Origin of the sequence: Flavobacterium lipolyticum (assembly GCF_020905335.1) — a bacterium.
Taxonomy (GTDB): domain Bacteria; phylum Bacteroidota; class Bacteroidia; order Flavobacteriales; family Flavobacteriaceae; genus Flavobacterium; species Flavobacterium lipolyticum.
Genome location: NZ_JAJJMN010000001.1, coordinates 1,651,293 through 1,674,962, shown reverse-complemented (window position 1 = coordinate 1,674,962; position 23,670 = coordinate 1,651,293). Strand labels below are relative to the sequence as shown.

The window sequence follows — 23,670 nt, the reverse complement described above, 5'->3', positions numbered from 1 at the left end:
TTAATTTAATGAAATGGTGTCAATCAACCTGATAGAATTAACAAATACCGCTATAAAGGCACGGTAGTTTTTGTCTTTATTTTTATGTTCTATAGGTAACAATGTGGATTCGTCAGCAATGACGAAATATTCGAGTTCAAATCTTTCGTTGTCTTTGAAAGAATTTTCGACAAACTGAATCGTTTCTTCAGGAGTGCCTTTGTGAAATATTTCTTTTGCTTCAGTAAGTACTTTAAAAATTATAGCGGCTTCTTTGCGTTCCTCAGTAGTTAAGCGTTCGTTTCGGGAGCTCATGGCAAGTTGATTGTCTTCTCTGAAAATAGGACAGCCAACAACATTTACGGGTAAATGATTTTTTTCGACCATTTTTTTAACAATCTGTAGCTGCTGAAAATCTTTTTCTCCGAAGTAAGCATTGGTAGGAGTTACGATTTCGAACAAACGTTTTACGATGGTTCCGACTCCGTTAAAATGACCGGGTCTGAATTTTCCTTCCATCTGATTTTCTAAACCGTCAAAATCAAAAGCTTCAGAAACGGTATGTCCTTCGTAAATATCTTCTACGCTAGGAGCGTATAGAATTATTTTGTCGCTTAAACCTCTCATTTTCTTCACATCTTCTTCTAAAGTACGCGGGTATTTTTCGAGATCTTCGGGGTTGTTGAACTGAGTTGGGTTCACAAAAATACTTACAACGGTATCGTCATTTTCTTTGAGTGATCTTTGCATTAAAGCCAGATGCCCTTGGTGTAAAGCTCCCATTGTGGGTACAAATCCAATAGTCGAATTTGTGGTTTTGATAGTTTTTAAATAGGCTATCAAAGCTACTTTACCGTAGAAAATATGCATGGCAGTATTATTAAAATTTACTGCAAACATAATATATTAGTTAATAACTGCATAAAATTTTGTAATTTTGCAACGTTTTTATTACCAAAAATTAAGTAAAATACTATTATGAAAGATAAGAGGATATTATATGTATCATCTGAAGTCGTGCCTTATCTGGCTGAAAATGAGGTTTCTTTAATGTCTTATGACGTTCCGAAAATGATTAACGATCAAGGAGGTCAGATTAGAATTTTCATGCCAAGATATGGAAATATTAATGAGAGAAGACACCAGTTACACGAAGTAATTAGACTTTCAGGAATGAACTTGGTAGTGAATGACTTAGATATGCCATTGATTATTAAAGTTGCTTCCATTCCGAAAGAAAGAATTCAGGTTTACTTTATTGATAATGATGAATATTTTAAACGTAAAGCAACTTTTGCCGACGAAGACGGGGTTTTGTATCCTGATAATGACGAAAGAGCTATCTTTTTTGCAAAAGGAGTTGTTGAAACTGTAAAAAAACTAAACTGGGTTCCGGATATTATCCATGTTCACGGTTGGTTGGCTTCGATGTTGCCTATTTACATGAAGCACTATTATAAAAATGAAGCTTTATTTTCTGAAACTAAGATCGTAACTTCGGTTTACGGACAATCTTTTGATGAAAATCTTGATTTAGAAATGATTAATAAAGTAAAATTTGACGGGGTTCCGCATGAATCAGTTGCTGATCTGGAAACGCCTAACTACGAAAATATCTTAAAAGCCAGTATATTGCATTCTGATGCCGTAATTATTGCTTCTGAGCATGTATCGCCAAGTTTAACAAAATTTATAGAATCTTCAGGAAAACCTTTTTTACCTTTCGCCACGAAAGATGCATTCGCTGAAGCGTATACAAATTTCTATAAAACAATGGGTCTCTAAATTTAAACTTTATTATTACACATGTACAATACTTCTTTTGTTAAGAAAATACTATTAGTTGCAACAGTTGTCCTTTTATATTCTTGCGATAAAGATTTTAATGCGATTGGTGATGGTTTGATCGGAGACGATCATTTTGGTCTGGAATCTGAAAAATATGAAGTTTTAGCTTATAATCAGGAAGTAACCCCAATCCAGTCAAACGGATCGGTAAATTATGGTTTAGGTATTTACGATAATGCAGTTTTTGGTAGTTCCGCTGCCAGTTTTGTGACTCAGGTTGGTTTGGATACGTATGCACCTACTATTGGTGATGCACCAGAAATCGTAAGTGTGGTGCTAAGTGTTCCTTATTTTAATCATGTAAAAACGGCAAACAGTGACGGAAGCAGAACTTTTGTACTGGATTCTATCTACGGAGCCTCTAATGGTAAAATTAAATTAGGGGTTTATGAGTCAGGGGTTCAAATGCGTAGTTCTTATTTTGACGGAGGAGCTCAATTTGCACAGTTGTATAATACAGATATGGATACAGATACAGGTGTGGATAGTTATATTAATTTTGATAAATCTAAAAAACCATATGTTGCTACTGGAAAGGCTTTAAATGACGATCCTAACATAGCACAAAATGATGAATTTTTCTTTAATGCGAGTGAGATCACAGATGTAAGTACAGATCCCACAACGGGTAAAGAAACAAGTACTAAAGTTGCCCCTGAAATGCGTTTGAATCTGAATAAAGCTTTCTTTTTAGATAAAATTCTTAAAGCTCCGGCTGCAAAATTGGCCTCTGCCGATGTTTTTCAGGAGTATTTTAGAGGATTATATTTTAAAGTAGAGCGTTCAGGTAGTAGTCCGGTTAATATGGCTTTGCTGAATTTTGCAACAAATGGTAAAATAACGATCAAGTACAAGGCTAAGACGGCTATAACAACAGACCCAGATACTACAATGGAGGATAAGACCTTAGTTATTAAGCTAACAGGTGCTTCGGCAAGTTTGCTTAAAGAAGCAAAAGACCCTGCTTATGCCAGTGCGATAGCAAATCCAAATAATAAGGCTGGAGACGACAGACTTTATTTAAAAGGAGGTCAGGGATCTTTAGCGGTATTAGAATTGAATGGTTTTGGAGCAAAATTAGATCAAATCAGAACCAATAAGTGGTTAGTGAATGAGGCTAATTTAGTTTTTTCTATTGATACAGATAAAATGACTGGGATTTATGAGCCTAAACGAATTTATTTGTACAACCTGGATGATAATGTGCCTATTGTAGATTACGTTTCTGATGCAACTTCTTCATCTAATCCGTTATTGAATAAGGCAATATATAGTGGGATTATTAATGTAGATCCTACAACCAAAAGAGGTACTACCTATAAAATTAGATTAACCAATCATATTCGTAATATGATTAAGAATGCAACTGTGAAAAACGTAAAGTTAGGTTTGGTGGTGACAGGTGATGCAAGCACAATAGCTTCTAACAAATTAAAACTAAAAAACAACGTTATCTCAGAGGCACCTAGAGCCTCAGTTATTAGTCCATTAGGGACGGTATTATTTGGAGGCACTTCAAGTGCAACTATTCCAAAAGGGAAGAAATTACAGCTTGAAGTTTACTACACGAAACCAAATTAATAATTAATATATGTGTGGAATTGTTGGATATATCGGTCATCGAGAGGCTTATCCTATTGTAATCAAAGGATTAAAGCGGCTCGAGTACAGAGGATATGACAGTGCCGGTGTTATGTTGTATAACACTGAATCAGGGATAAAACTTTGTAAAACAAAAGGGAAGGTTTCGGATCTTGAGGTTAAAGCCAAAGAGAACTTAGACGCAACCGGAAGCATAGGAATTGGACATACACGTTGGGCAACTCACGGAGTTCCAAATGATGTAAACTCACACCCACATCTCTCTAATTCAGGAGAGTTGGTTATAATTCATAATGGAATTATTGAGAATTATGCACCGCTAAAAGAAGAATTAAAAAAGAGAGGTTATACTTTTAAATCAGATACAGATACCGAAGTTTTAGTGAACTTAATTGAAGAAGTTCAGAAAAATGAAGGTTTGAAATTGGGTAAAGCAGTTCAGATAGCTTTAAATCAGGTAGTAGGAGCTTACGCAATTGCTGTTTTTGATAAAAAGAACCCAAATGAAATTGTAGCTGCCAGATTGGGTAGCCCATTGGCAATTGGTGTTGGAGAAGGAGAGTATTTTATTGCCTCTGATGCTTCGCCTTTTATTGAGTACACTTCAAATGCGATCTATCTTGAAGATGGTGAAATGGCAAACATTAGATTGCATAAGCCTCTTAAAGTGAGAAAAATCAAAGATGATTCATTAGTAGACCCTTACATTCAACAGCTTCAAATGAATTTGGAGCAAATTGAAAAAGGAGGGTACGATCATTTCATGCTAAAAGAAATCTACGAGCAGCCAAGTGTTATAAAAGACACGTACAGGGGAAGACTTCATGCCAATGAAGGAATCGTTCAGATGGCAGGTGTTGAAGATAATTTAGAGAAATTCTTAAATGCTAAACGTATTTTAATCGTTGCTTGTGGTACTTCATGGCATGCTGGTTTAGTAGCTGAGTACATCTTTGAAGAATTCACCCGTATTCCTGTTGAAGTAGAATATGCTTCAGAGTTCAGATACCGTAATCCAATCATCAATAAAGACGATGTGGTAATTGCGATTTCTCAATCGGGAGAAACAGCTGATACTATGGCGGCTATTAAGTTGGCGAAAGAAAATGGAGCATTTGTTTTTGGTGTTTGTAATGTCGTAGGTTCTTCTATTTCAAGAGAAAGTCATGCAGGTGCTTATACGCATGCAGGACCAGAAATTGGAGTAGCATCGACTAAAGCCTTTACAACTCAAATTACGGTTTTAACCATGATCGCATTGCGATTAGGTAAAGCAAAAGGAACGTTGTCTAATACGGATTTTCATACCTACTTACAAGAATTAGAGATTATTCCTGAAAAAGTAGCAGAGGCGTTAGAAACTAACGACCGAGCAAAAGAAATTGCAGCAGCATTTAAAGATGCGCCAAATTGTTTGTACTTAGGACGTGGTTATAATTTCCCGGTAGCGCTGGAAGGAGCTTTAAAACTTAAAGAAATCTCTTATATCCATGCCGAAGGTTATCCTGCTGCCGAAATGAAACACGGGCCAATTGCTTTGATTGACGAGCACATGCCGGTTATCGTTATTGCACCTAAACAAGGGCATTACGATAAAATTGTAAGTAACATTCAGGAGATCAAATCCCGTAGTGGTAAAATCATCGCGGTAGTTACTAAAGGGGATACACAAGTTCGCGAATTAGCGGATTATGTGATTGAGATCCCTGAGACTTCAGATGCATTGTCTCCACTGATCACAACCATACCTTTACAATTGCTTTCGTATTACATCGCAGTAATGAGAGGTTGTAATGTTGATCAGCCTCGTAACCTGGCAAAATCAGTTACAGTAGAATAGAAATATTCATTTAAATATTTAGAAATGCGAGGCTCAGGCTTCGCATTTTTTTTTGTTATTTTTTTTCTGGTATAAATTCTTGTAGTTCTGTTTTTCTTATTGATTTGGTTTGTTTAAGATAACGTTGAGAGGTGATTGGATTGTTTTTTTCTACCGGCAATTATTTTAAAATTTAAATTTGTAGGTTTTGAAGTATTAATTTATATATTTGTAGGAAAATTTGTTATTTTTATTGGTGTTTGGCAGATAGGCATTTTGTTCCTGAATAGAGATGGTTTTTTAGTGCGCCTGAGCATTTGCGATTTTATTTTTTCGGTGATTCTAGTTATGAGGGATGATATCGTCGTATGCAATTACCGCTGTTCAATCGGTTTTTGAAAAAGCAAGAAGCTTTGATTGCTTGTACAGAGTACATAGGAATTTGTAACTGATTTGAAAGTGGGATTGTGAAATAGCATTTGTTAAATCTTTGGAGATATTTGGGCTTGCCTTTTTAATTGTCATATTTTTTTTATCCGTGGTGTATTTTTATTAAATCCTCATTTTTTTGCTTTAAAATAATATGTACGCATAGTATTTAGGGTTTTACAAGTTTGATCTTTGAGTTTAATTTAATAAAATCAATTGTCAAATAGTTAATATTGTAACAAATTTTATATCGAATATTTATTTTTTTTAACATTTTTTTATACATATTAAAATTATTTGTATTTTGGTAGTATAAACTAAACAAAATCTAACCAAATGAGAGTCTATTTATTAATTATGTTGTTTTTCAGCGGAATATCTTTTGCGCAGAATTCAATTACCGGTTCTGTGACTGATGGCAGTAAACAAGCTATTCCGGGAGCCAATGTTGTCGTAGTTGGAAGTTCAAACGGTGCTTCTACCGATTTCGATGGTACATTTAAGTTAAATACTTCGGCAAAGCTGCCTTTTACAATTAAGGTTTCGGCTGTAGGTTTCGAGTCCAAAACAATTAATGTTACATCAGTAAATCAAAAGATTAATGTAATTTTAAAAGATGAGGAAACCAAATTAAATGAAATTGTGGTTTCGGCTTCGAGAACTCCTGAGAGAGTACTTGAGTCTCCGGTAACTATTGAAAGAATGGGAATTCAGGAGATCAAGAAAACTGCTTCTCCTTCTTTTTACGATGGACTGGAAAATTTAAAAGAGGTACAGATGAATACCAGTAGTATGTCTTTTAAATCAATCAATACTAGGGGTTTTGCAACGGTAGCCAATACGCGTTTTATGCAGTTGGTTGATGGTATGGACAACTCCTCTCCGCTTTTAAACTTTGTATTGGGGAATTTGATTGGTGTTTCAGAGATAGATGTTCAGAGTGTGGAGTTGTTGCCAGGTGCATCTTCTGCATTATATGGAGCCAATGCTTTTAATGGAATTATGTTCATGAACAGTAAAAGCCCGTTTACGTATCAGGGAGCATCAGCTTATTTTAAATACGGAATGACTTCGCAGGAAGCTGCCGGTACCAATAATTACTACGATTTTGGAATGCGATTTGCACATGCGTTTAATAAATATTTTGCGGCCAAAGCAAATTTTACTTATATGGAGGCTACCGATTGGTATGCTACAAATTATAATGACAAAACAATTCCCGGAATCGATAGAAGTAATATCAATTATGATGGAATTAACGTGTATGGTGATGAAGTTTCGACTAACTTAAAAGGTGTTGGACAGTCATTAGCTGCCTTAGGAATTATTCCTGCTTCAGCTGTAAATTTATTGCCTAGTAAAAATGTCAGCAGAACGGGTTATAATGAAGTAGATCTTACGAACAACAAAGCTGGAAATACCAAAATTGATTTTTCATTGCACGGAAGGCCTTTTGGAGATGATAGATTGGAAATCATCTGGCAAAGTAAATTTGGTACCGGTAACGCGGTTTATCAAGGAGCTAATAGATACTACTTAAATGATTTTTTTATGCAACAACATAAAATTGAATTTAAAGGGAGGAATTTTTTCGTAAGAGGGTATACTACATCGGAAGATGGAGGGCATTCTTATGATATGGGTTTTACCGGAATTAATATAAATAGAAAATGGAAAGATGATAAAACCTGGTTTGGTCAGTATGCAGGGGCATACGTTCAGGCTACTTTAGGAGGAGCCACTCCGGAACAGGCTCATGTAGCAGGAAGAACCACAGCAGATACTGGTCGTTTCTTGCCAGGTACAGCCGCATTTAAAAATGCATTCAATCAGGTAATTGATGACGAAAGTGTACTTACAGGTTCAAAATTGGTAGACAATTCGAAAATTTACCATTCAGATGCAAATTACAACTTTAAAGATTTGATAAAGTTTGCTGAGATTCAGGTGGGTGGATCATTCAGATTGTACGAATTAAATTCTCATGGAAGAATTTATACCGATGGTAACGGTGGGATTAATTATACAGAGTATGGTGCTTACACACAAGTAATGAAAAAGTTTTTGGATGAAAGATTGAAATTTACAGGTTCTATTCGTTACGATAAATCTAAAAATTTCGATGGTAATTTTTCGCCAAGAGTATCTTTTGTGTATTCAGGAGGGGAGAAAAAGAATCATAATTTCAGAGCTTCATTCCAAACTGGTTTTAGAAACCCGTCTACACAGGATCAATATATAGGTTTTAATATTGGTAATGCAGTGTTGATTGGTTCTGCTCCGGACAACTTATTGCGTTATACAGAGACATTACCTGTTTCAACAACTGCAGGTCAGGCTTTTGCCGGAGGTTCTACCGTTGTAATGACTGGAGTCAATGCTTATAATAATTCGTATACTGCCAGTTCTGTAGCTGCTTTTGCTGCTTTGGCAGGAACTAATCCCGTGGCTGCTGCTGCTCTTTTAAGAAAAACAAATATAAATTATGTGAGACCGGAAGAAGTTAAGGCATTTGAGTTAGGATATCGTTCTTTTATCAATGATGTTTCAGTCGATCTTAATGCTTATTATAATGTTTACAATCATTTTATTGGGAATTTGAACGTTGCGGCTCCTTTTTATGGTACAGCGCAAGATGCTCCAAACCCTTTATTAGGACCTACAGATCCTGGATTCCAGACGCTTCATGCGCTTCAGAATGGAAACATCAGAGCGTACCAGTTGTATACCAATACAGATGTTGAAATCAAATCGTTCGGATTTGGAGTTGGTCTTTCTAAAAAAGTGATTGCTAATTTTGAATTGGGAGTAAATTATAATTATGCTCAGTTTGATTTCGATCAGGCCAAAGATCCAAGTTTTGAAGCCGGGTTTAATACGCCAAAACACAGAGTTAAAGTGTCTCTTGGAAATGACAAGTTGTTTGAGAACTTCGGATTCAATGTGAGCGGAAGATGGAATAATGAATACAAATGGGAATCAACTTTTGCAGATGGTGTAATTAAGGCGGCAACTGTAATTGATGCGCAGATTAATTACGGACTTCCGAAATTAAAATCACTTTTCAAATTAGGAGCTTCCAATATTGGAGGAAAAGAATATGCTCAGGTACTTGGTGCAGGATATATCGGTCAGCAATATTTTGTTTCCTGGACGATCAATCCGTAATTTGGGATAATAGACGAAACAAACCTTTTATTCGCTTTTCCGGATACAATATTCAGAAAAGGATAATTATAAAATATAGTAGATCATGGTAAAAAATTTAAAATGGCTGTTTTTGGTTTCAGTAACCTTTATGGCTTGTAATAGTGATGATGCGGTAACGGTCTCAGATTCGTCTGACGGACAACCGTTAACTTCGGGACAGGCGAATTTTTCAAAATATGTTGCGTTGGGAGATTCTTTTGCGGCAGGTTTTTCAGACAATGCTTTGTTTAAGGCCGGTCAGGCAAATGCATACCCTAATATTTTGGCACAGCAATTTGCATTGATAGGTGGCGGTACTTTTACGACTCCTTTTATGGCCGATAATATTGGAGGGTTTTCCTCCGGTGGTGTTCAGGTACCTAGTTTAGGAGTTAGGTTGTATTTAGATGTACCAACAAGTACTCCGGTTCCTGTTAGTGGTGTTTCGGGTACCGATATTAGCGCACGTTTAACGGGAGCTTTCAGTAATTTGGGAATTCCGGGAGCAAAAGCAACACATTTGGCGCTAGCTGGTTATGCGAGTGCTAATCCTTATTTTGGCAGGATTGCTTCTTCGCCTTCGGCAACGGTTTTAGGTGATGCTTTGGCACAGAATCCTACTTTTTTCTCTTTGTGGATTGGGGGTAACGACGTTTTAGGTTACGCTACATCCGGAGGAGACGGATCAAATCCGATTACAGCCCCGGCTACTTTTGATGCTGTTTATAAAAACCTGGCAACAGAATTGTCTAAGAATGGAAGAAAAGGTGTTGTGGCCAATTTGCCGGACATCAGTACCTTGCCGCACTTTACAACAGTTCCTTACAATCCTTTAACGATTTCTGTTTTAGGTGGTGGAAGTACGGCTGTTGGAACGGCAACGATCAATGCACTTAATACACAATTATACGGTCCGTTGAAAAGCGCCTTAAATTTTCTTGGAGTTACGGATAGAATTGATTTACTATCGCTAACTGCAGCAAATCCTTTGTTGATAAAAGACGAAACGCTTGCCAACTTATCGACTCAGCTTACTGCAGTGCTTACGCCATCGGTGGGAGCACAGACTGCGGCATTTTATGGTACTGTTTTTGGACAAGCGCGTCAGGCTAAAGCTACCGATTTGGTGCTTTTGAGTACAAGAGCAGCTATTGGAACGGCACCTACAGCAGCAAACTCAGGAATCGGAATGGTGCCTCCTGCTCCGTTGGATAAATTTGGGATTACGTATCCGTTACAAGATAAGTATGTATTAATTCCGGCAGAGATAACGGAGATCAAAAATGCTACTGCGGCCTATAATTTAACCATTAAAGCAGCTCAGGAGGCAAACGGTCTGGCATTAGTAGATGCAGACGGATTGATGAAACAGTTGTCTACTGCAAACGGGATCTCTGTAAATGGCTATACTTTGACAAGCGCATTTGTTTTCGGAGGAGTGTTTTCTCTGGATGGTGTTCATCCTTCAGCCAGAGGTTATGCATTTATTGCTAATAAGTTTATAGAGTCAATTAATGCAAAATACGGTTCAAATCTAAAAGGAGTAGATGTCGGGAATTACCAGACACTTTATCCTAAAGTTATAAATTAAATTTAATTTTTTCATAAAACAGCCACTTGCTTTCAGAACGCAGTGGCTTTTTTTATGCAGTTAAAAAATGCTGTTTTCGGTATTTGAGGGCTGACTTTTAAGAATCAAACAAAATCGTAGTATTTTTTATAAAAAAAATATTGATTTTATATTTTAAAAATTTATCTTTGCGCTCTGAAAAAAGAGGTATTTTCGATAAACCTAAATAGCTATTTAATAAATACATAAGTAATGTCAAAAGTAATAGGAAAAGTTGCTCAAATCATTGGACCAGTAGTTGACGTAGTTTTCAACGGTAAAGATGTTGAACTTCCAAAAATTTATGATTCATTAGAAATCACAAAAAAAGATGGAACATTATTAGTTCTTGAAGTACAATCTCACATTGGTGAAAACACTGTTCGTACAATCTCTATGGACTCTACAGACGGTTTGTCAAGAGGATATGAAGTAGTTGGAACTGGAAATCCAATCCAAATGCCAATCGGTCCAGACGTATATGGACGTTTATTCAATGTAATTGGAGACGCAATTGATGGTTTAGGCGAATTGCCAAAAACTGGAGAAAACGGTTTGTCGATTCACAGACCAGCTCCTAAATTCGAAGATTTGTCAACTTCATCAGAAGTTTTATTCACAGGTATTAAAGTAATCGATTTGATCGAGCCTTACGCAAAAGGAGGTAAAATTGGATTGTTTGGTGGTGCTGGTGTTGGTAAAACAGTATTGATCCAGGAGTTGATCAACAATATCGCAAAAGGTCACGGTGGACTTTCAGTATTCGCAGGAGTAGGAGAAAGAACACGTGAAGGAAATGACTTACTTCGTGAGATGTTAGAGTCAGGAATTATTAAATACGGTGATGATTTCATGCACTCTATGGAAAATGGAGGATGGGATTTATCTAAAGTAGATATGCCAGGAATGAGAGAGTCTAAAGCTACTTTCGTTTTCGGACAAATGAATGAGCCACCTGGAGCTCGTGCACGTGTAGCACTTTCAGGATTATCTATCGCTGAGTATTTCCGTGATGGAGCAGGAACTGATCAAGGTAAAGACGTATTGTTTTTCGTTGATAACATCTTCCGTTTTACACAAGCAGGTTCTGAGGTATCAGCACTTTTAGGACGTATGCCTTCTGCAGTAGGATACCAACCAACTTTGGCAACAGAGATGGGAGCTATGCAAGAACGTATTACTTCTACAAACAAAGGATCTATTACATCTGTACAGGCGGTTTACGTTCCTGCGGATGACTTAACTGACCCGGCACCGGCAACAACGTTTGCTCACTTAGATGCTACAACTGTATTGTCTCGTAAAATTGCTGAGTTAGGTATTTATCCTGCGGTTGACCCGTTAGATTCTACTTCAAGAATTTTGACTCCTCAAATCTTAGGAAATGAGCATTATGACTGTGCACAAAGAGTAAAAGAAATTCTTCAAAAATACAAACAATTGCAAGATATCATCGCGATCTTAGGTATGGAAGAATTGTCTGAAGAAGATAAATTATCAGTATCAAGAGCACGTCGTGTTCAGCGTTTCTTATCTCAGCCATTCCACGTAGCGGAGCAATTTACAGGTATTCCTGGAGTATTGGTTGATATTAAAGATACTATCAAAGGATTCAACATGATTATCGACGGTGAGTTAGATCATCTTCCAGAAGCAGCTTTCAACTTGAAAGGTTCTATTCAGGATGCTATCGAAGCTGGAGAAAAAATGTTAGCTGAAGCTTAATCTAGTTTTCAGTATTCTGTCGCAGTAATCAGTACTGAGACTGTAAACTGAGACTGTAAACTAAAAAAAAATGATTTTAGATATAGTATCACCAGAAGCAAAATTATTTTCAGGAGAAGTAACATCAGTAACGTTGCCTGGGGTTGATGGAAGTTTCCAAATATTGAATAATCACGCTCCTATCGTCTCTATTTTAGAAAAAGGAACTGTTAAAATTGCTTCTGCAAAGTTTAATTTTTCTAAAGATGTAGCGAGTAAATTCACAAAAGTAAACGAGCAAACTTATACATTAGAGATTGCATCAGGTACTGTTGAAATGAAAGATAATAAAGTAATTGTTTTAGTTGACTAAAGCAGTTTCGGAATAAATAGAAAAAGACTTCAAGTAATTGAAGTCTTTTTTTTTATGCTCTAATTTTTCTTTTTGACTACAGGAAGATATGGTATTCAAAGAGTATTTAAACGATTTATCTCCAATTGGGGTTGTGATAGCAAAGCAATAGCTTATTTTACAATCAATTTTATAACTTTGCTTTTATGAAATTACCGGAGAACCTGAATCAGAAATTAGAGATACGAAAGCAAAATAATTCGCTTAGAAAATTACCGGTTTTTAGTAACCGAATAGATTTTTCATCAAATGATTATATAGGCTTTTCAAAATCAGAATCTATTTTTAAGTTAACTCATACTTATTTGCTGGAAAACGAAATTTTTCAAAACGGCGCAACCGGATCACGATTGATCTCAGGAAATCACTCTTTATATCAAATTACAGAAACGTTTATTGCGGAATTTCATGACGCTGAATCGGCGTTAATCTTTAATTCGGGTTACGATGCCAATGTTGGTTTTTTTAGCGCTGTACCGCAAAGAAATGATGTTATATTGTATGATGAGTTAAGTCATGCCTCTATTCGTGATGGCATCACTATGTCTAATGCAAAATCATATAAATTCAATCACAATGATTTTGAAGATTTAGAACGTCTTATTCAGAAATTTCCGGATACTACGGTTTATATTGTTACCGAAACGGTTTTTTCTATGGATGGGGATAGTCCTAATTTAGAAGAATTAGTAGTCTTGTCTGAGAAGTACAATTGTTATCTGGTAGTTGATGAAGCGCATACTTTAGGTGTATTTGGAGAAAAAGGGGAAGGTTTGATGCAATATTTGAAATTGCATCATAGAATTTTTGCCCGAATTATGACTTTCGGTAAGGGCTTAGGATGTCATGGAGCAACAGTTCTAGGAAGTACAGCTCTTAAAGAATATCTCGTAAATTTTGCCAGAAGCTTCATTTATACTACAGGTTTATCACCTCATTCTGTTGCGACAATTTTTGTAGCCTACAAACAATTGGAAGCAGAGAAAGCAACCATTGAAAAGTTACGCAGTAATATTGTGTTTTTCAATCAGCACAAAAACTTATTAGGACTAAAGCCAATGTTTGTTCGGAGTAAATCGGCAATACAATCGGCTATTGTTCCGGGAAACGAAAATGTAAAACGCCTCGCAGAACAACTTCAGGGTAAAGGATTCGATGTAAAGCCGATACTTTCTCCAACCGTTCCGGAAGGTCAGGAACGTTTGCGTTTTTGTATTCATAGTTACAATTCAGATAAAGAGATCAACGAAGTTTTAGAATTACTGGGAAACTTCGTGTTTTAGGATAATATGTTTCACAGAGATTCACCAAGTTATCACAGAGCTTCGCAAAGTTATTTTGTGAGGCTCTTTTTTCTTTGTGAATCTCTGCGTGAAAAAAAATATTTCCGTCAGCCCTTTGTTTGTGGTCATTTAGAAAAAACTTTTAATTTTTTTGTAACGTTTTGAATGTTTGATTACTTACGAGTCGTAATCAAATAAACCAAAATAATTATGAAAACAACTTCAACACCAATTACCGAAAAAGTATTCCATTTTGTATTTGTCTTTGTTGCTTCGGCGGGGCTGGGATATGCTTTAGTAAATCAATTTATTTTAGATAAACCCAATAAAGAACTACTTCTAATTATGATTTGTCTCTTCGTTGCTTCAATGGCTTCCTGGCAAAGAAAAAAAATATACTAAATCATAGTGCTTATTCAATCATCAATCAAAACAATCAAAACAATCAAAACATCATCAATCATTAAATCAATCAACAAAATGAAAAAATTAGTTACATCTGCACTTGCTGTAATCGCATTAGTTTTTAGTGGAACGACACAGGCACAGAATAAATCTCCAGAACTTGAAAATTCGCTTTTATGGGAAGTGTCGGGAAATGGACTGTCAAAGCCGTCTTACTTATACGGAACAATTCATGCGATATGCTCAAAAGACTATTTTCTATCTGAAAAAACAAAGAAGGCATTTGACGCTTCTACTGAATTGGTTTTAGAAATTGATTTGGCTGATCCAAAAGAAATGGCAGATATGCAGCAAATGGCTATGGGGAAAGAGCCGTTAAGTAAGAAATTGAGTCCGCAACAACTTACGAAATTGGGTGTAATTCTTGAAAAAGCGACCGGAATGACGGTGAAACAAGTGGACGCTTTGAGTATGGCTACAGTAATGAGTCTGATTGCTGTCAAAAGTTTTGGCTGTGATGATATTAAATTTTATGAAATGGAGTTTATCGAGCAAGCTAAGAAAAGAAATATCGACATCGGAGGTTTGGAAACGGTAAAAAGCCAAGTGAAAGTACTCGAGAATGCCTATACAGATGATGAATTGCTTAATATGTTGGAAGGGTTAAATACTTCGCTAACATCTGAGTCAGTTGCCTTTTATAAGACTGAAAATATAAAGGGATTGTATGGTGTTACAGTTGATGAAAAAATGTCGAGTGAAAAAACAAATAAGATTATCTTAGACGATAGAAATGGCAATTGGGTTAAGAAGATGCCGAAATTGATGAAAAATCAGAGTGTTTTTTTTGCAGTAGGATCGGCACATTTGGGAGGTGAGTATGGAGTGATTAATTTATTAAGAAAAGTAGGGTATAAGGTAAAACCAATAATGAATTAAGATTATTTTGAAAGAGAAAGAACAGGAATTTTTAAATCGGATCGAAAGTCATAAAGGAATACTGTACAAGGTTTCCAAGATGTACATGGATAATCCTGACGATCAACAGGATTTGTTTCAGGAAATTATCTGTCAGCTTTGGAAATCGTATGATTCTTTTAGAAATGAAAGTCAGTTTTCGACCTGGATGTATCGTGTAGCCGTGAATACAGCCATTGTTTTTCTGAAAAAGGAAAAACGAAAGGTGGATAAATACGAAATCGCTTCCGAAAATATTAAGGATGATGAAGGAGATTCGCACATCAAAGAAAGTCAGATCGATCATTTTTATAAAGCTGTTCAAAAACTCGAAAAAATAGATAAAGCGATCATTTTTTATCAGCTGGAAGGGTTTTCTCATAAGGAAATTGGAGAGAATTTAGGAATTTCAGAAGGAAATGCCAGGGTAAAATTAAACAGAGCAAAAGAAAAATTAAAAGAAATAATTAAAAATCAGGGATATGGATTTTAACGATATACAAAACGCATGGAACAATGATAAATCGGATAACATTGTTCTTCCGGATGATCTGGAAAAAATACAATCGGCCAATACGCCATTAGACAGAATCAGAAAGAATTTAAAAAGTGAGCTGATTGCGCAGGGAGTTTCAATAGTGTTGATAGGATTTACACCGTATATTTTTCATTTTGAAGAGAAGTACATCGTTCCGTTTTTTTTGCTTTTTGCTATGTTTACCGCGGTTTGTATTTATTATTTGACAAAACTTTATTTTTTCTATAAACGACTTCATAATACCGCTTTAAAAACAAAGGACAATCTGTATGAAACTTATTTTGATATCCGTTTGAATATGGAGTTGTATAAGACTTTCGGATTTGCTTTGACACCTTTTATGATTGTGTTTTTAACGGTTTTAATCTACGATCAGACTTCCAAAACCACCAATTTTGTTATGTTTGACTTTAGCAGTACAGAAATAATTGGTGTTTTTTCAGCTATTCTTTTTTCAATTCTTTCTATGGGATTGTTTTTGGAATGGTGGGTTCGGTTTTATTACGGAAAATATGCTAAAGAAATAAAGAAAGTGATAGACGAATTAAAAGAAGAGTAAGTTAAATAGACCCCATCATACGTGATGGGTTTGTTTTTATTGGTATTTTTGCATCGATTATTAAGCAGGTATTCACCGAGAAAAGATTATTCGATACCAGAAAGCATAATTGTTTTTTGTGAGTATTTGCCAAACAAAAGAAGCATGAAAATATTTATAACCGGAATTTCAACAGATGTTGGTAAAACCGTTACTTCGGCAATCGTTGTTGAAGCTTTAGAGGCCGATTACTGGAAACCTGTTCAGGCCGGAGATTTGGATTTTAGTGATACACACAAGGTAAAATCTCAAATTTCAAATTCGAAATCTCAATTTTTCCCAAATGCATACGAGTTAAATACACCGGCAAGTCCGCATCTGGCAGCAGAAATAGATGGGCTTACGATCGATTTGAAGAAGATTATGGAACCTCGAACTGATAATCATTTGGTTGTAGAAGGTGCAGGGGGGATTTTTGTTCCGTTGAATGAAAAGGATTCCATTATCGATCTAATTCAGGCCGATTATAAAGTAATTGTGGTTTCAAGACATTATTTGGGGAGTATCAATCACACCTTGTTAACCGTAGAAGCGATTCAGAACAGAGGTTTTGAAGTGGCAGGAATCATTTTCAGCGGAAGCGAAAACCAATCGACTGAAAGTTTAATTCTGAATAAAACCGGAATAAAATGTATCGGAAGAATTGATGAAGAACCTTATTTTGATCAAAATGTAATTCGAGAATATGCCGATCAGTTTAGAGAGAACTTACTTAATTTATAGAGAAAACAAGACAGAATAAAGAAAATAGACTTTCTTATCTTTGTCAAAATTGTAGAGTTTAGACTAATTTCTATACTCTAATATCCATATTCTAAACAAGATGACATTAACAGAAAAAGACAGCCAATATCTTTGGCATCCTTATACACAGCATAAAACAGCACAGGCGCCAATTGCAATTTCCAGAGGTGAAGGTGCTTTACTTTGGGATGAGAACGGTAAGGAATATATTGACGCTATTGCCTCATGGTGGGTGAATCCGTTTGGACACAGTAACCGATTTATAGCCGATGCGATTTACAAACAATTAACCACTTTAGAGCATGTGTTGTTTGGAGGTTTTACACACGAACCGGCAGTCAAAGTGGCGGAGAAACTAATTGAGATTCTGCCTAAAAATCAGCAGAAGATTTTCTTTTCTGATAATGGTTCAACAGCAGTTGAAGTAGCTATAAAAGTGGCTTTGCAGTTTTTTTTCAATAAGGGTGAAAAACGTACCACAATAATTGCTTTTGAAAATGCTTTTCACGGAGACACTTTTGCGGCGATGGCAGCAAGTGGAATCTCTTTTTATACACAGGCTTTTCAGGGAATGTTTATTGATGTAGTCCGAATTCCGGTTCCGGTAAAAGGACAGGAACAGGAAAGTTTTGATGCTTTGAGAAATGTGATTCAAAATCATAGTTGCGCCGGTTTTATTTTTGAACCTTTGGTGCAGGGTGCAGCCGGAATGGTAATGTATGAACCGGAGGCTTTGGCAAAACTGATTCAAATCTGCAAAGAGAACAATGTTCTTACCATTGCCGATGAAGTAATGACAGGTTTCGGTAAAACCGGTAAGACCTTTGCAATGGATTATGTGACAGAACTTCCGGATATGATGTGTTTGTCTAAAGCACTAACCGGAGGAACAATTCCGATGGCAATCACCACTTTTACACAAGAGGTTTTTGATGCTTTTTATGATGACGATATCAATAAGGCTTTGTTTCATGGACATACCTTTACTGCAAATCCTACGGGTTGCGCTGCGGCTTTGGCTAGTATTGAATTGTTGCATACAGATGAAATGCAGGCTAATATTGAAAGAATTCATAAGAGTCATTTGGATTTTCAGAAGAAAATTGAAAAGCATTCAAAAGTAACTACCGCGAGAACATTGGGGGTTATTTTTGCAGTTGAAATCAAATCAGATTCAGAAGAGAGTTATTACGGTTCAATGCGAACGAAACTCTATAATTTCTTCATTGATAAAGGTGTTGTTTTGCGCCCTGTCGGAAATATCGTTTATATTTTACCTCCGTATATCATGAGTGATGAGCAGCTTCAAAAAGTATATAAAACCATTGAAGAAGCCATTGAAATGGTGTAATTTTGCGATTAAATAAAATATTTTGAATACACAAAAAATCTCTATAACAGCTTTTTCTTCTATTTCACCTTTAGGAAATACCACGGAATCAGTGTGGGAAAAGTATCTTGATCGTCAACATTGTTTTTCGAAACAGTTTTTAGACCAACAGGAAACTTCTGTCGCCGCTCTGGATGCTGATTCTAAACAAATTGTCTCGGAAATAAGAGAGTCCGATCCTAAGTACAAATTTCTGGATGATTCGGTTTTGTTTGCTTTGACGGCTTCTCGGCAAGCGGTTAAGCAGGCAGGATGGAATTCGGATGATATCTTCGGAATTAACATTGGTTCGTCCCGAGGAGCAACCGATTTATTCGAAAAACATTATAAAGAATACATCGATACAGGAAAAGCACAAACTTTAGCTTCTCCAACAACAACTTTAGGAAATATATCTTCCTGGATTGCTCACGATCTGCAGAGTACTGGACCGGAAATATCGCATTCTATAACGTGTTCAACTGCACTTCATGCCTTGTTGAATGGTGTGGCGTGGTTGAAATCAGGTATGGCCGATAAATTTTTGGTAGGAGGAAGCGAAGCTCCATTGACTGATTTCACGATTGCTCAAATGAGAGCGCTTAAAATATATTCGAGAATCGATCAGGAAACGGAATCATGGCCCAATTTGGCTTTCGATTTTGAGAAAACTCAAAATACTATGATTTTAGGGGAAGGTGCGGCGGTTTGCTGTCTGGAAACCGGCGAGAAAGAGAATGCAATTGCATACATAACAGGTGTTGGTTATGCAACCGAGATTTTAGAACACAATATTTCTATTTCTGCAGAAGCAACCTGTTTTCAAAAATCAATGAAAATGGCTTTAAGGAATATAGCTCCTGAATCGGTTGATGCAATTGTGATGCATGCTCCCGGAACGATCAAAGGCGACTTAACTGAGTTGAGGGCTATTGAAAAAGTTTTTGGATCTCAGTTGCCTTTGCTGACTACCAATAAATGGAAGATCGGACATACTTTTGGAGCGTCCGGTATATTGAGTTTAGAGTTGGCACTTTTGATGTTTCAGCACGATACTTTTATTGGAGTGCCTTTCGGAGAAGAACAAAAACAGACAAAATCGATTAAAAGAATATTGATTAATGCCGTAGGTTTCGGAGGGAATGCAGTTAGCGTTTTGATCGAAAAACCATAATTGGGACTTTCGGAGCCTCATAAATTTACACTATAAAAAAATCCATTCGCCACAGCGAATGGATTTTTTTATAGAACGAATTAACGAATTAACGAATTAACGAATTAACGAATTAACGAATTAACGAATTAACGAATTAACGAATTAACGAATTAACGAATTAACGAATTAACGAATTAACGAATTAACGAATTAACGAATTAACGAATTAACGAATTAACGAATTAACGAATTAACGAATTAACGAATTAACGAATTAACGAATTAACGAATTAACGAATTAACGAATTAACGAATTAACGAATTAACGAATTAACGAATTAACGAATTAACGATTACTGAAACAGTACTTTTCGGGTGACAGTAAAATCATTTGCTAAAGTGACCTTCACCAATAAAACCTGATTGGCTGAAGGTAAATTTTCAATTTGAAAGGTCGCACTGTTTAATTTGTTCTTACTGTATAATTGTTTGCCGGTAATATCAAAAACAACAACTTGTTTAATGTTTTCTTTTGATGAAGACATTTGAATAGTTTTATTGCTAGTCGAAATAAGAATGCCATTTTCGATGTTTTCAAAATCTCCTGTACCTAAAGTTTTGCCTGGTTTATAGCGCAGTGTCAAACGTTCGGTAAAGGTACCGGCTTCGGTTTTAAAAGTATAGTTGCTTTGTGTTAAATCATGAACAGTCCCGGTTGTTTTGTCTTCAATGTAAATGGCTTGATTGCTCATGTTTCCATCTACTTCGTCAATTGCCACAGTAAAATCACCTGCAACTGTTGTGCGGTATCCTAATGGAACAAGATCGGCATCTGTAAATGGCAGAGCACGTCCCTGAATTACATATTTGTTTTTTTGATCCGTAGTGTAAAAATCTAAATATTGATTGCCGTCAAAAGTTAGTCCGTCATATCTGTTTTCATAGTCATTGGTTGCCCCTTCGATGTAGCTTACTAGCAATTGTTTAAAAGCTCCCGTGGTATTGGTCATGTTTAACCAAATGCGGTGTTTTTCTATAGCTGCCACTTTTGAGGTGTTTCCGGGTCTGAAAAACTGACCGTTATTGGCTCCGCCCAATCGCATTAAATTGTTGAACTTCACTTTTCCTGCAGCATTCGTCGTTACAAAAAAGGCTTGCCCGGCTGCTATGTTGCCCGTCGGTTTAGTGCCTTTGTCTTTTGCAGGATCGTTATTGTGCTGTTTATCCGATTTTGCAGAAACTCCTCCACTAAGGTTGTATGAAGCATAGTCATCCGCGCTGTACTGATTACTTGGAACAGGTTTTGCAGGAGTGTTATGCGTCCAGAAATAGAGCGTTCCATCTAACATTGGATTGTCTTTTAAAAGCCTATCAGCACTTAAGGCAGACGGGTACGGATTTCCAATCAGGTGGCCTTTCATTGCGGTTAGGTGTTCTCCCTCTAAATCTCCATTGTTTGGAATTCCTTTGAAAGTTGTGGTAAATTCTTGTTTGGTTGCATTTGTATAGTTCGAGGGGCCTCGAATAATGTAGCCTTTTCCAACAATCATATTGCTTTCTCTATTGGTTCGTACCCATTGTGTACCGTCATTGCCATAATACATAGTGGCAGGCGTAGAAGGCGAAACGTCTACTAATTTTTGTGGAGTTACCGGAGTAGACCAATACAAATAATCTTTTTGGAATATAGGCGGACTGGTACGGATGTATGAAATACTTCCCGTATTCTTAGCATTGCTTTTTTGTATCAAACTGGAACTGTTTTCAAAAACTAAAGATCCGGAGTTTACGTCTATACTATTGGCAATAGTTAAGGTGTTTCCTGATTTTATAGTTACTGTTGCTCCATTCATGATTGTGCAGGAACATCCGTTAAGATCTGTTTCTGCAGTATAATTTCCTGTAAATTGAATTGGATCGTTTAACGAAGGTGTTCCGCCTGACCATTTAGTGCCATTCCACACATTTCCGGGTAGGATTACAATGTCTGACGAATATACTCTTGTGCAGTTATCATCAATGGCAAATTTATAAGTTCCGGGAGCTAATCCTGAAATTTCATATGTGGTTCCGGAAGTTGTATAATTGTAGACAGTTCCTCGTGATTCGACTAATCTTCCTGATGTAGGTACATTTTCTAAAACAACACTTCCGCTTGGGGTAGTACAGGTAGGTTGTTTGATCGTTCCTACTGTTGGGGCAATATTTGCCTGTTTGGTTATAATAGCTTCCGAAATTGCAGTGGTTGCCGTTCCGCAGTTTGATGTTACTACCGCATAGTAATACAATGTTCCTGATGTTGTGGATTGTGGCGTGTAACTATTGGTTCTAGCGCCATTTGCAGCTCCTAATGCCGTTCCGTTTGTGGCAGTTGCAGCAGTATTACTGAACCATTGATAGGTTAAGGTTCCTGATGCTGTAGCGGTAACCGTTAAAGGTGTAAAGGCATCGTTGAGGCATTTGGTTTGAGTAGCGGTAGACTGTGAGGTAATTTCTAATGATGGGTTAACCGTTAGTTTAGCAGTGTTTGAGTTTGTGTTGGTATTGGCAGGACAAGTGGTTGAGCTTCTTGCGACACAACGAACATAGTAGTCGCTGTAGGACAAAGGAAGGTTGGTCAAATTTAAGGTTGCTGTATTATGACCTGATACCCCCTGAACGCCATTGGTATTAGTCCAGTTTGTTGAGCCATTGGCAGAATATTGCCATTGGTAGGTCGCATTCGATGCTGATGCGGTTACGCTAAAGGTGCCGGATTGACCTTCGCAGGCAACTAAATCCTGTGGTTGACTGGTGAACGTTAATCCTGCTTGTACATTGACTGCTATACTGTTTGAGGCATTGCTAGGACACATATAGTCTTTATTTTGTGTAATTACCGAGTAGGTACCCGATGCTGTAACCCTTATGCTTCTGGTAGTTTGCCCGTTTGACCAAAGGTAGTTGTCTTCAATACTTGAAGTCAATACTACACTGCCTCCCTGGCAAAAAGTAGTTGGTCCGCTTGCGGTAATAGTCGGTCTTGACGTTTTTCCGTTAGTGATATTGACATATTTGTATATGGCATCATTTGTTTTACAATCGTTAGAGGCTACAACAGTAAGATTTCCTGCGGTTGAGCTGGTAGTCACGGTAATGGAGTTGGTATTTGCTCCTGAGGTAATAGTCCAGCCAGAAGGCACTGTCCATACATATTTGGTGGCATTTGTTACTGGTGGAATCGAGTAAACTTGCCCTGTATTTCTTGGACATTGTGGTGAAAAACCTGTGATTTCGCCAGTTTCACCTAATGTTTCGTAAACTGTTATCTTTTTTTGAGAGGTTTTAACAGTAGGGCAATTTGGCTGTGTTATCGTATAAATGACGTTTGCAACTCCGGGAGCTTTTGCAATGGCATTGGCGCCTCCGTCACTTTTAGTAACAACTTCGAGAACTGATGGATCTGATGAGGACCAGGTTCCTCCGCTCCATCCTCCGGCGGCCCAGAACAATTCTGTAGAACCTACGCATAATTTACTATTATTGCTGCTAACCGTGCCAGGAGTTGCATTGGAATTGCATTGCGCATTTAAATGACTGACGTTGATAAATAGGCTAAGAGCAACGAGTAATTTAAAGTAATTTTTTGGGGCTTCGAAAGTGTTTTTTATAGCTGAAAAAAAGTTGATTTTTCTATCGGAACTAATTTTTTTTGACGAAAGATTAAAAGGAAAAGGAGGTGTTTTAAAAAGTAAAGTTTTCTTCATAGTAGGTGTATTCTATACAATTTGTTATGCCGGAACAGGATAATTTTTTGCCTTGGCAAAGATAGATACACATACGTGATTGGACATATGAAGGTTTTCGGAACGATCATTTAATCGACAAAATGTCAAAATAGTCGACGAAATGCATCTTTAAAAATGGGATTTTATGTTATTTCTTATAAATAGTAATTTTAAAGTATAAGAAAAATCGCAAAATAGCGCTCGAAATGATTCGTTTTTTAGAACTATAAGCACAAAAAACGTCTTTTAAGTAAAAAATTTG

At 36.7% G+C, this 23,670-nt stretch carries 17 protein-coding genes; 15 read left to right on the top strand and 2 right to left on the bottom strand.

The genetic code is table 11. The features are described from left to right. Positions 1-879 carry a pantoate--beta-alanine ligase gene (gene panC, locus LNQ34_RS07440; RefSeq protein WP_202702746.1) on the bottom strand — a complete coding sequence of 293 codons (879 nt, stop codon included), beginning with the start codon at positions 877-879 and terminating at the stop codon, positions 1-3. Between the two features lie 78 nt (positions 880-957). On the opposite strand from panC, the gene LNQ34_RS07435 reads away from it, so the two are divergent. From LNQ34_RS07435 to LNQ34_RS07365, 15 genes are all read left to right on the top strand, one after another. Beyond that, complete coding sequence (locus LNQ34_RS07435; protein ID WP_017495922.1) at positions 958-1,764, top strand: glycogen/starch synthase; 807 nt, start codon at positions 958-960, stop codon at positions 1,762-1,764. A 21-nt stretch (positions 1,765-1,785) separates the two neighbouring features. After that, entirely contained in the window at positions 1,786-3,408 is a 1,623-nt protein-coding gene (gene bamH / locus LNQ34_RS07430; RefSeq protein WP_229999095.1) for a BamH family beta-barrel-assembly machinery protein, read from the top strand. Between the two features lie 10 nt (positions 3,409-3,418). After that, a complete protein-coding gene (gene glmS / locus LNQ34_RS07425; protein WP_202702744.1) occupies positions 3,419-5,269 on the top strand; it encodes a glutamine--fructose-6-phosphate transaminase (isomerizing) in 1,851 nt (616 codons plus the stop codon). 744 nt (positions 5,270-6,013) lie between these two features. Then, a complete protein-coding gene (locus LNQ34_RS07420; protein WP_229999094.1) occupies positions 6,014-8,845 on the top strand; it encodes a TonB-dependent receptor domain-containing protein in 2,832 nt (943 codons plus the stop codon). A gap of 85 nt (positions 8,846-8,930) precedes the next feature. After that, the gene (locus tag LNQ34_RS07415) at positions 8,931-10,457 is read left to right on the top strand and encodes an SGNH/GDSL hydrolase family protein (protein WP_229999093.1); all 1,527 of its coding nucleotides are present in this window, start codon (positions 8,931-8,933) and stop codon (positions 10,455-10,457) included. A 231-nt stretch (positions 10,458-10,688) separates the two neighbouring features. Further along, the gene (gene atpD, locus LNQ34_RS07410) at positions 10,689-12,200 is read left to right on the top strand and encodes a F0F1 ATP synthase subunit beta (protein ID WP_202700447.1); all 1,512 of its coding nucleotides are present in this window, start codon (positions 10,689-10,691) and stop codon (positions 12,198-12,200) included. A gap of 70 nt (positions 12,201-12,270) precedes the next feature. After that, entirely contained in the window at positions 12,271-12,552 is a 282-nt protein-coding gene (locus tag LNQ34_RS07405; RefSeq protein ID WP_017495936.1) for a F0F1 ATP synthase subunit delta/epsilon, read from the top strand. 185 nt (positions 12,553-12,737) lie between these two features. After that, a complete protein-coding gene (locus LNQ34_RS07400; RefSeq protein ID WP_229999092.1) occupies positions 12,738-13,874 on the top strand; it encodes an aminotransferase class I/II-fold pyridoxal phosphate-dependent enzyme in 1,137 nt (378 codons plus the stop codon). 210 nt (positions 13,875-14,084) lie between these two features. Further along, positions 14,085-14,276: a hypothetical protein gene (locus LNQ34_RS07395; RefSeq protein ID WP_229999091.1), complete on the top strand. Its 192-nt coding sequence runs from the start codon at positions 14,085-14,087 to the stop codon at positions 14,274-14,276. Positions 14,277-14,354: 78 nt separating this feature from the next. Then, positions 14,355-15,218 (top strand): TraB/GumN family protein, encoded by an 864-nt coding sequence (locus LNQ34_RS07390; protein ID WP_229999090.1) that lies wholly within the window; start codon positions 14,355-14,357, stop codon positions 15,216-15,218. A gap of 7 nt (positions 15,219-15,225) precedes the next feature. Further along, complete coding sequence (locus LNQ34_RS07385) at positions 15,226-15,729, top strand: RNA polymerase sigma factor (protein ID WP_202700451.1); 504 nt, start codon at positions 15,226-15,228, stop codon at positions 15,727-15,729. Beyond that, positions 15,719-16,333, top strand: a complete 615-nt coding sequence (locus LNQ34_RS07380) for a hypothetical protein (protein ID WP_229999089.1) — start codon at positions 15,719-15,721, stop codon at positions 16,331-16,333. Before LNQ34_RS07385 ends, LNQ34_RS07380 begins: the two co-directional genes overlap by 11 nt. Positions 16,334-16,477: 144 nt before the next feature. Beyond that, positions 16,478-17,095, top strand: coding sequence for a dethiobiotin synthase (gene bioD, locus LNQ34_RS07375; protein ID WP_202700453.1), 618 nt, complete (start codon positions 16,478-16,480; stop codon positions 17,093-17,095). Between the two features lie 100 nt (positions 17,096-17,195). Continuing rightward, on the top strand, positions 17,196-18,467 hold the full coding sequence (gene bioA / locus LNQ34_RS07370; protein WP_229999088.1) for an adenosylmethionine--8-amino-7-oxononanoate transaminase: 1,272 nt from the start codon (positions 17,196-17,198) through the stop codon (positions 18,465-18,467). 22 nt (positions 18,468-18,489) lie between these two features. Further along, entirely contained in the window at positions 18,490-19,659 is a 1,170-nt protein-coding gene (locus tag LNQ34_RS07365; protein ID WP_229999087.1) for a beta-ketoacyl synthase N-terminal-like domain-containing protein, read from the top strand. 335 nt (positions 19,660-19,994) lie between these two features. On the opposite strand, the gene LNQ34_RS07360 is transcribed toward LNQ34_RS07365, so the two are convergent. Next, positions 19,995-23,387 carry a T9SS sorting signal type C domain-containing protein gene (locus tag LNQ34_RS07360; protein WP_229999086.1) on the bottom strand — a complete coding sequence of 1,131 codons (3,393 nt, stop codon included), beginning with the start codon at positions 23,385-23,387 and terminating at the stop codon, positions 19,995-19,997. Between the last annotated feature and the right edge of the window lie 283 nt (positions 23,388-23,670).

What these genes read in the sequence shown, in the direction of transcription:
- glmS (WP_202702744.1), top strand. Translation starts at nt 3,419, where the DNA reads ATGTGTGGAATTGTTGGATATATCGGTCATCGAGAGGCTTATCCTATT.
- bamH (WP_229999095.1), top strand. Translation starts at nt 1,786, where the DNA reads ATGTACAATACTTCTTTTGTTAAGAAAATACTATTAGTTGCAACAGTT.
- LNQ34_RS07380 (WP_229999089.1), top strand. Translation starts at nt 15,719, where the DNA reads ATGGATTTTAACGATATACAAAACGCATGGAACAATGATAAATCGGAT.
- LNQ34_RS07395 (WP_229999091.1), top strand. Translation starts at nt 14,085, where the DNA reads ATGAAAACAACTTCAACACCAATTACCGAAAAAGTATTCCATTTTGTA.
- LNQ34_RS07405 (WP_017495936.1), top strand. Translation starts at nt 12,271, where the DNA reads ATGATTTTAGATATAGTATCACCAGAAGCAAAATTATTTTCAGGAGAA.
- LNQ34_RS07415 (WP_229999093.1), top strand. Translation starts at nt 8,931, where the DNA reads ATGGTAAAAAATTTAAAATGGCTGTTTTTGGTTTCAGTAACCTTTATG.
- LNQ34_RS07400 (WP_229999092.1), top strand. Translation starts at nt 12,738, where the DNA reads ATGAAATTACCGGAGAACCTGAATCAGAAATTAGAGATACGAAAGCAA.
- LNQ34_RS07435 (WP_017495922.1), top strand. Translation starts at nt 958, where the DNA reads ATGAAAGATAAGAGGATATTATATGTATCATCTGAAGTCGTGCCTTAT.
- LNQ34_RS07360 (WP_229999086.1), bottom strand. Translation starts at nt 23,387, where the DNA reads ATGAAGAAAACTTTACTTTTTAAAACACCTCCTTTTCCTTTTAATCTT.
- bioA (WP_229999088.1), top strand. Translation starts at nt 17,196, where the DNA reads ATGACATTAACAGAAAAAGACAGCCAATATCTTTGGCATCCTTATACA.
- atpD (WP_202700447.1), top strand. Translation starts at nt 10,689, where the DNA reads ATGTCAAAAGTAATAGGAAAAGTTGCTCAAATCATTGGACCAGTAGTT.
- LNQ34_RS07420 (WP_229999094.1), top strand. Translation starts at nt 6,014, where the DNA reads ATGAGAGTCTATTTATTAATTATGTTGTTTTTCAGCGGAATATCTTTT.
- bioD (WP_202700453.1), top strand. Translation starts at nt 16,478, where the DNA reads ATGAAAATATTTATAACCGGAATTTCAACAGATGTTGGTAAAACCGTT.
- panC (WP_202702746.1), bottom strand. Translation starts at nt 879, where the DNA reads ATGTTTGCAGTAAATTTTAATAATACTGCCATGCATATTTTCTACGGT.
- LNQ34_RS07390 (WP_229999090.1), top strand. Translation starts at nt 14,355, where the DNA reads ATGAAAAAATTAGTTACATCTGCACTTGCTGTAATCGCATTAGTTTTT.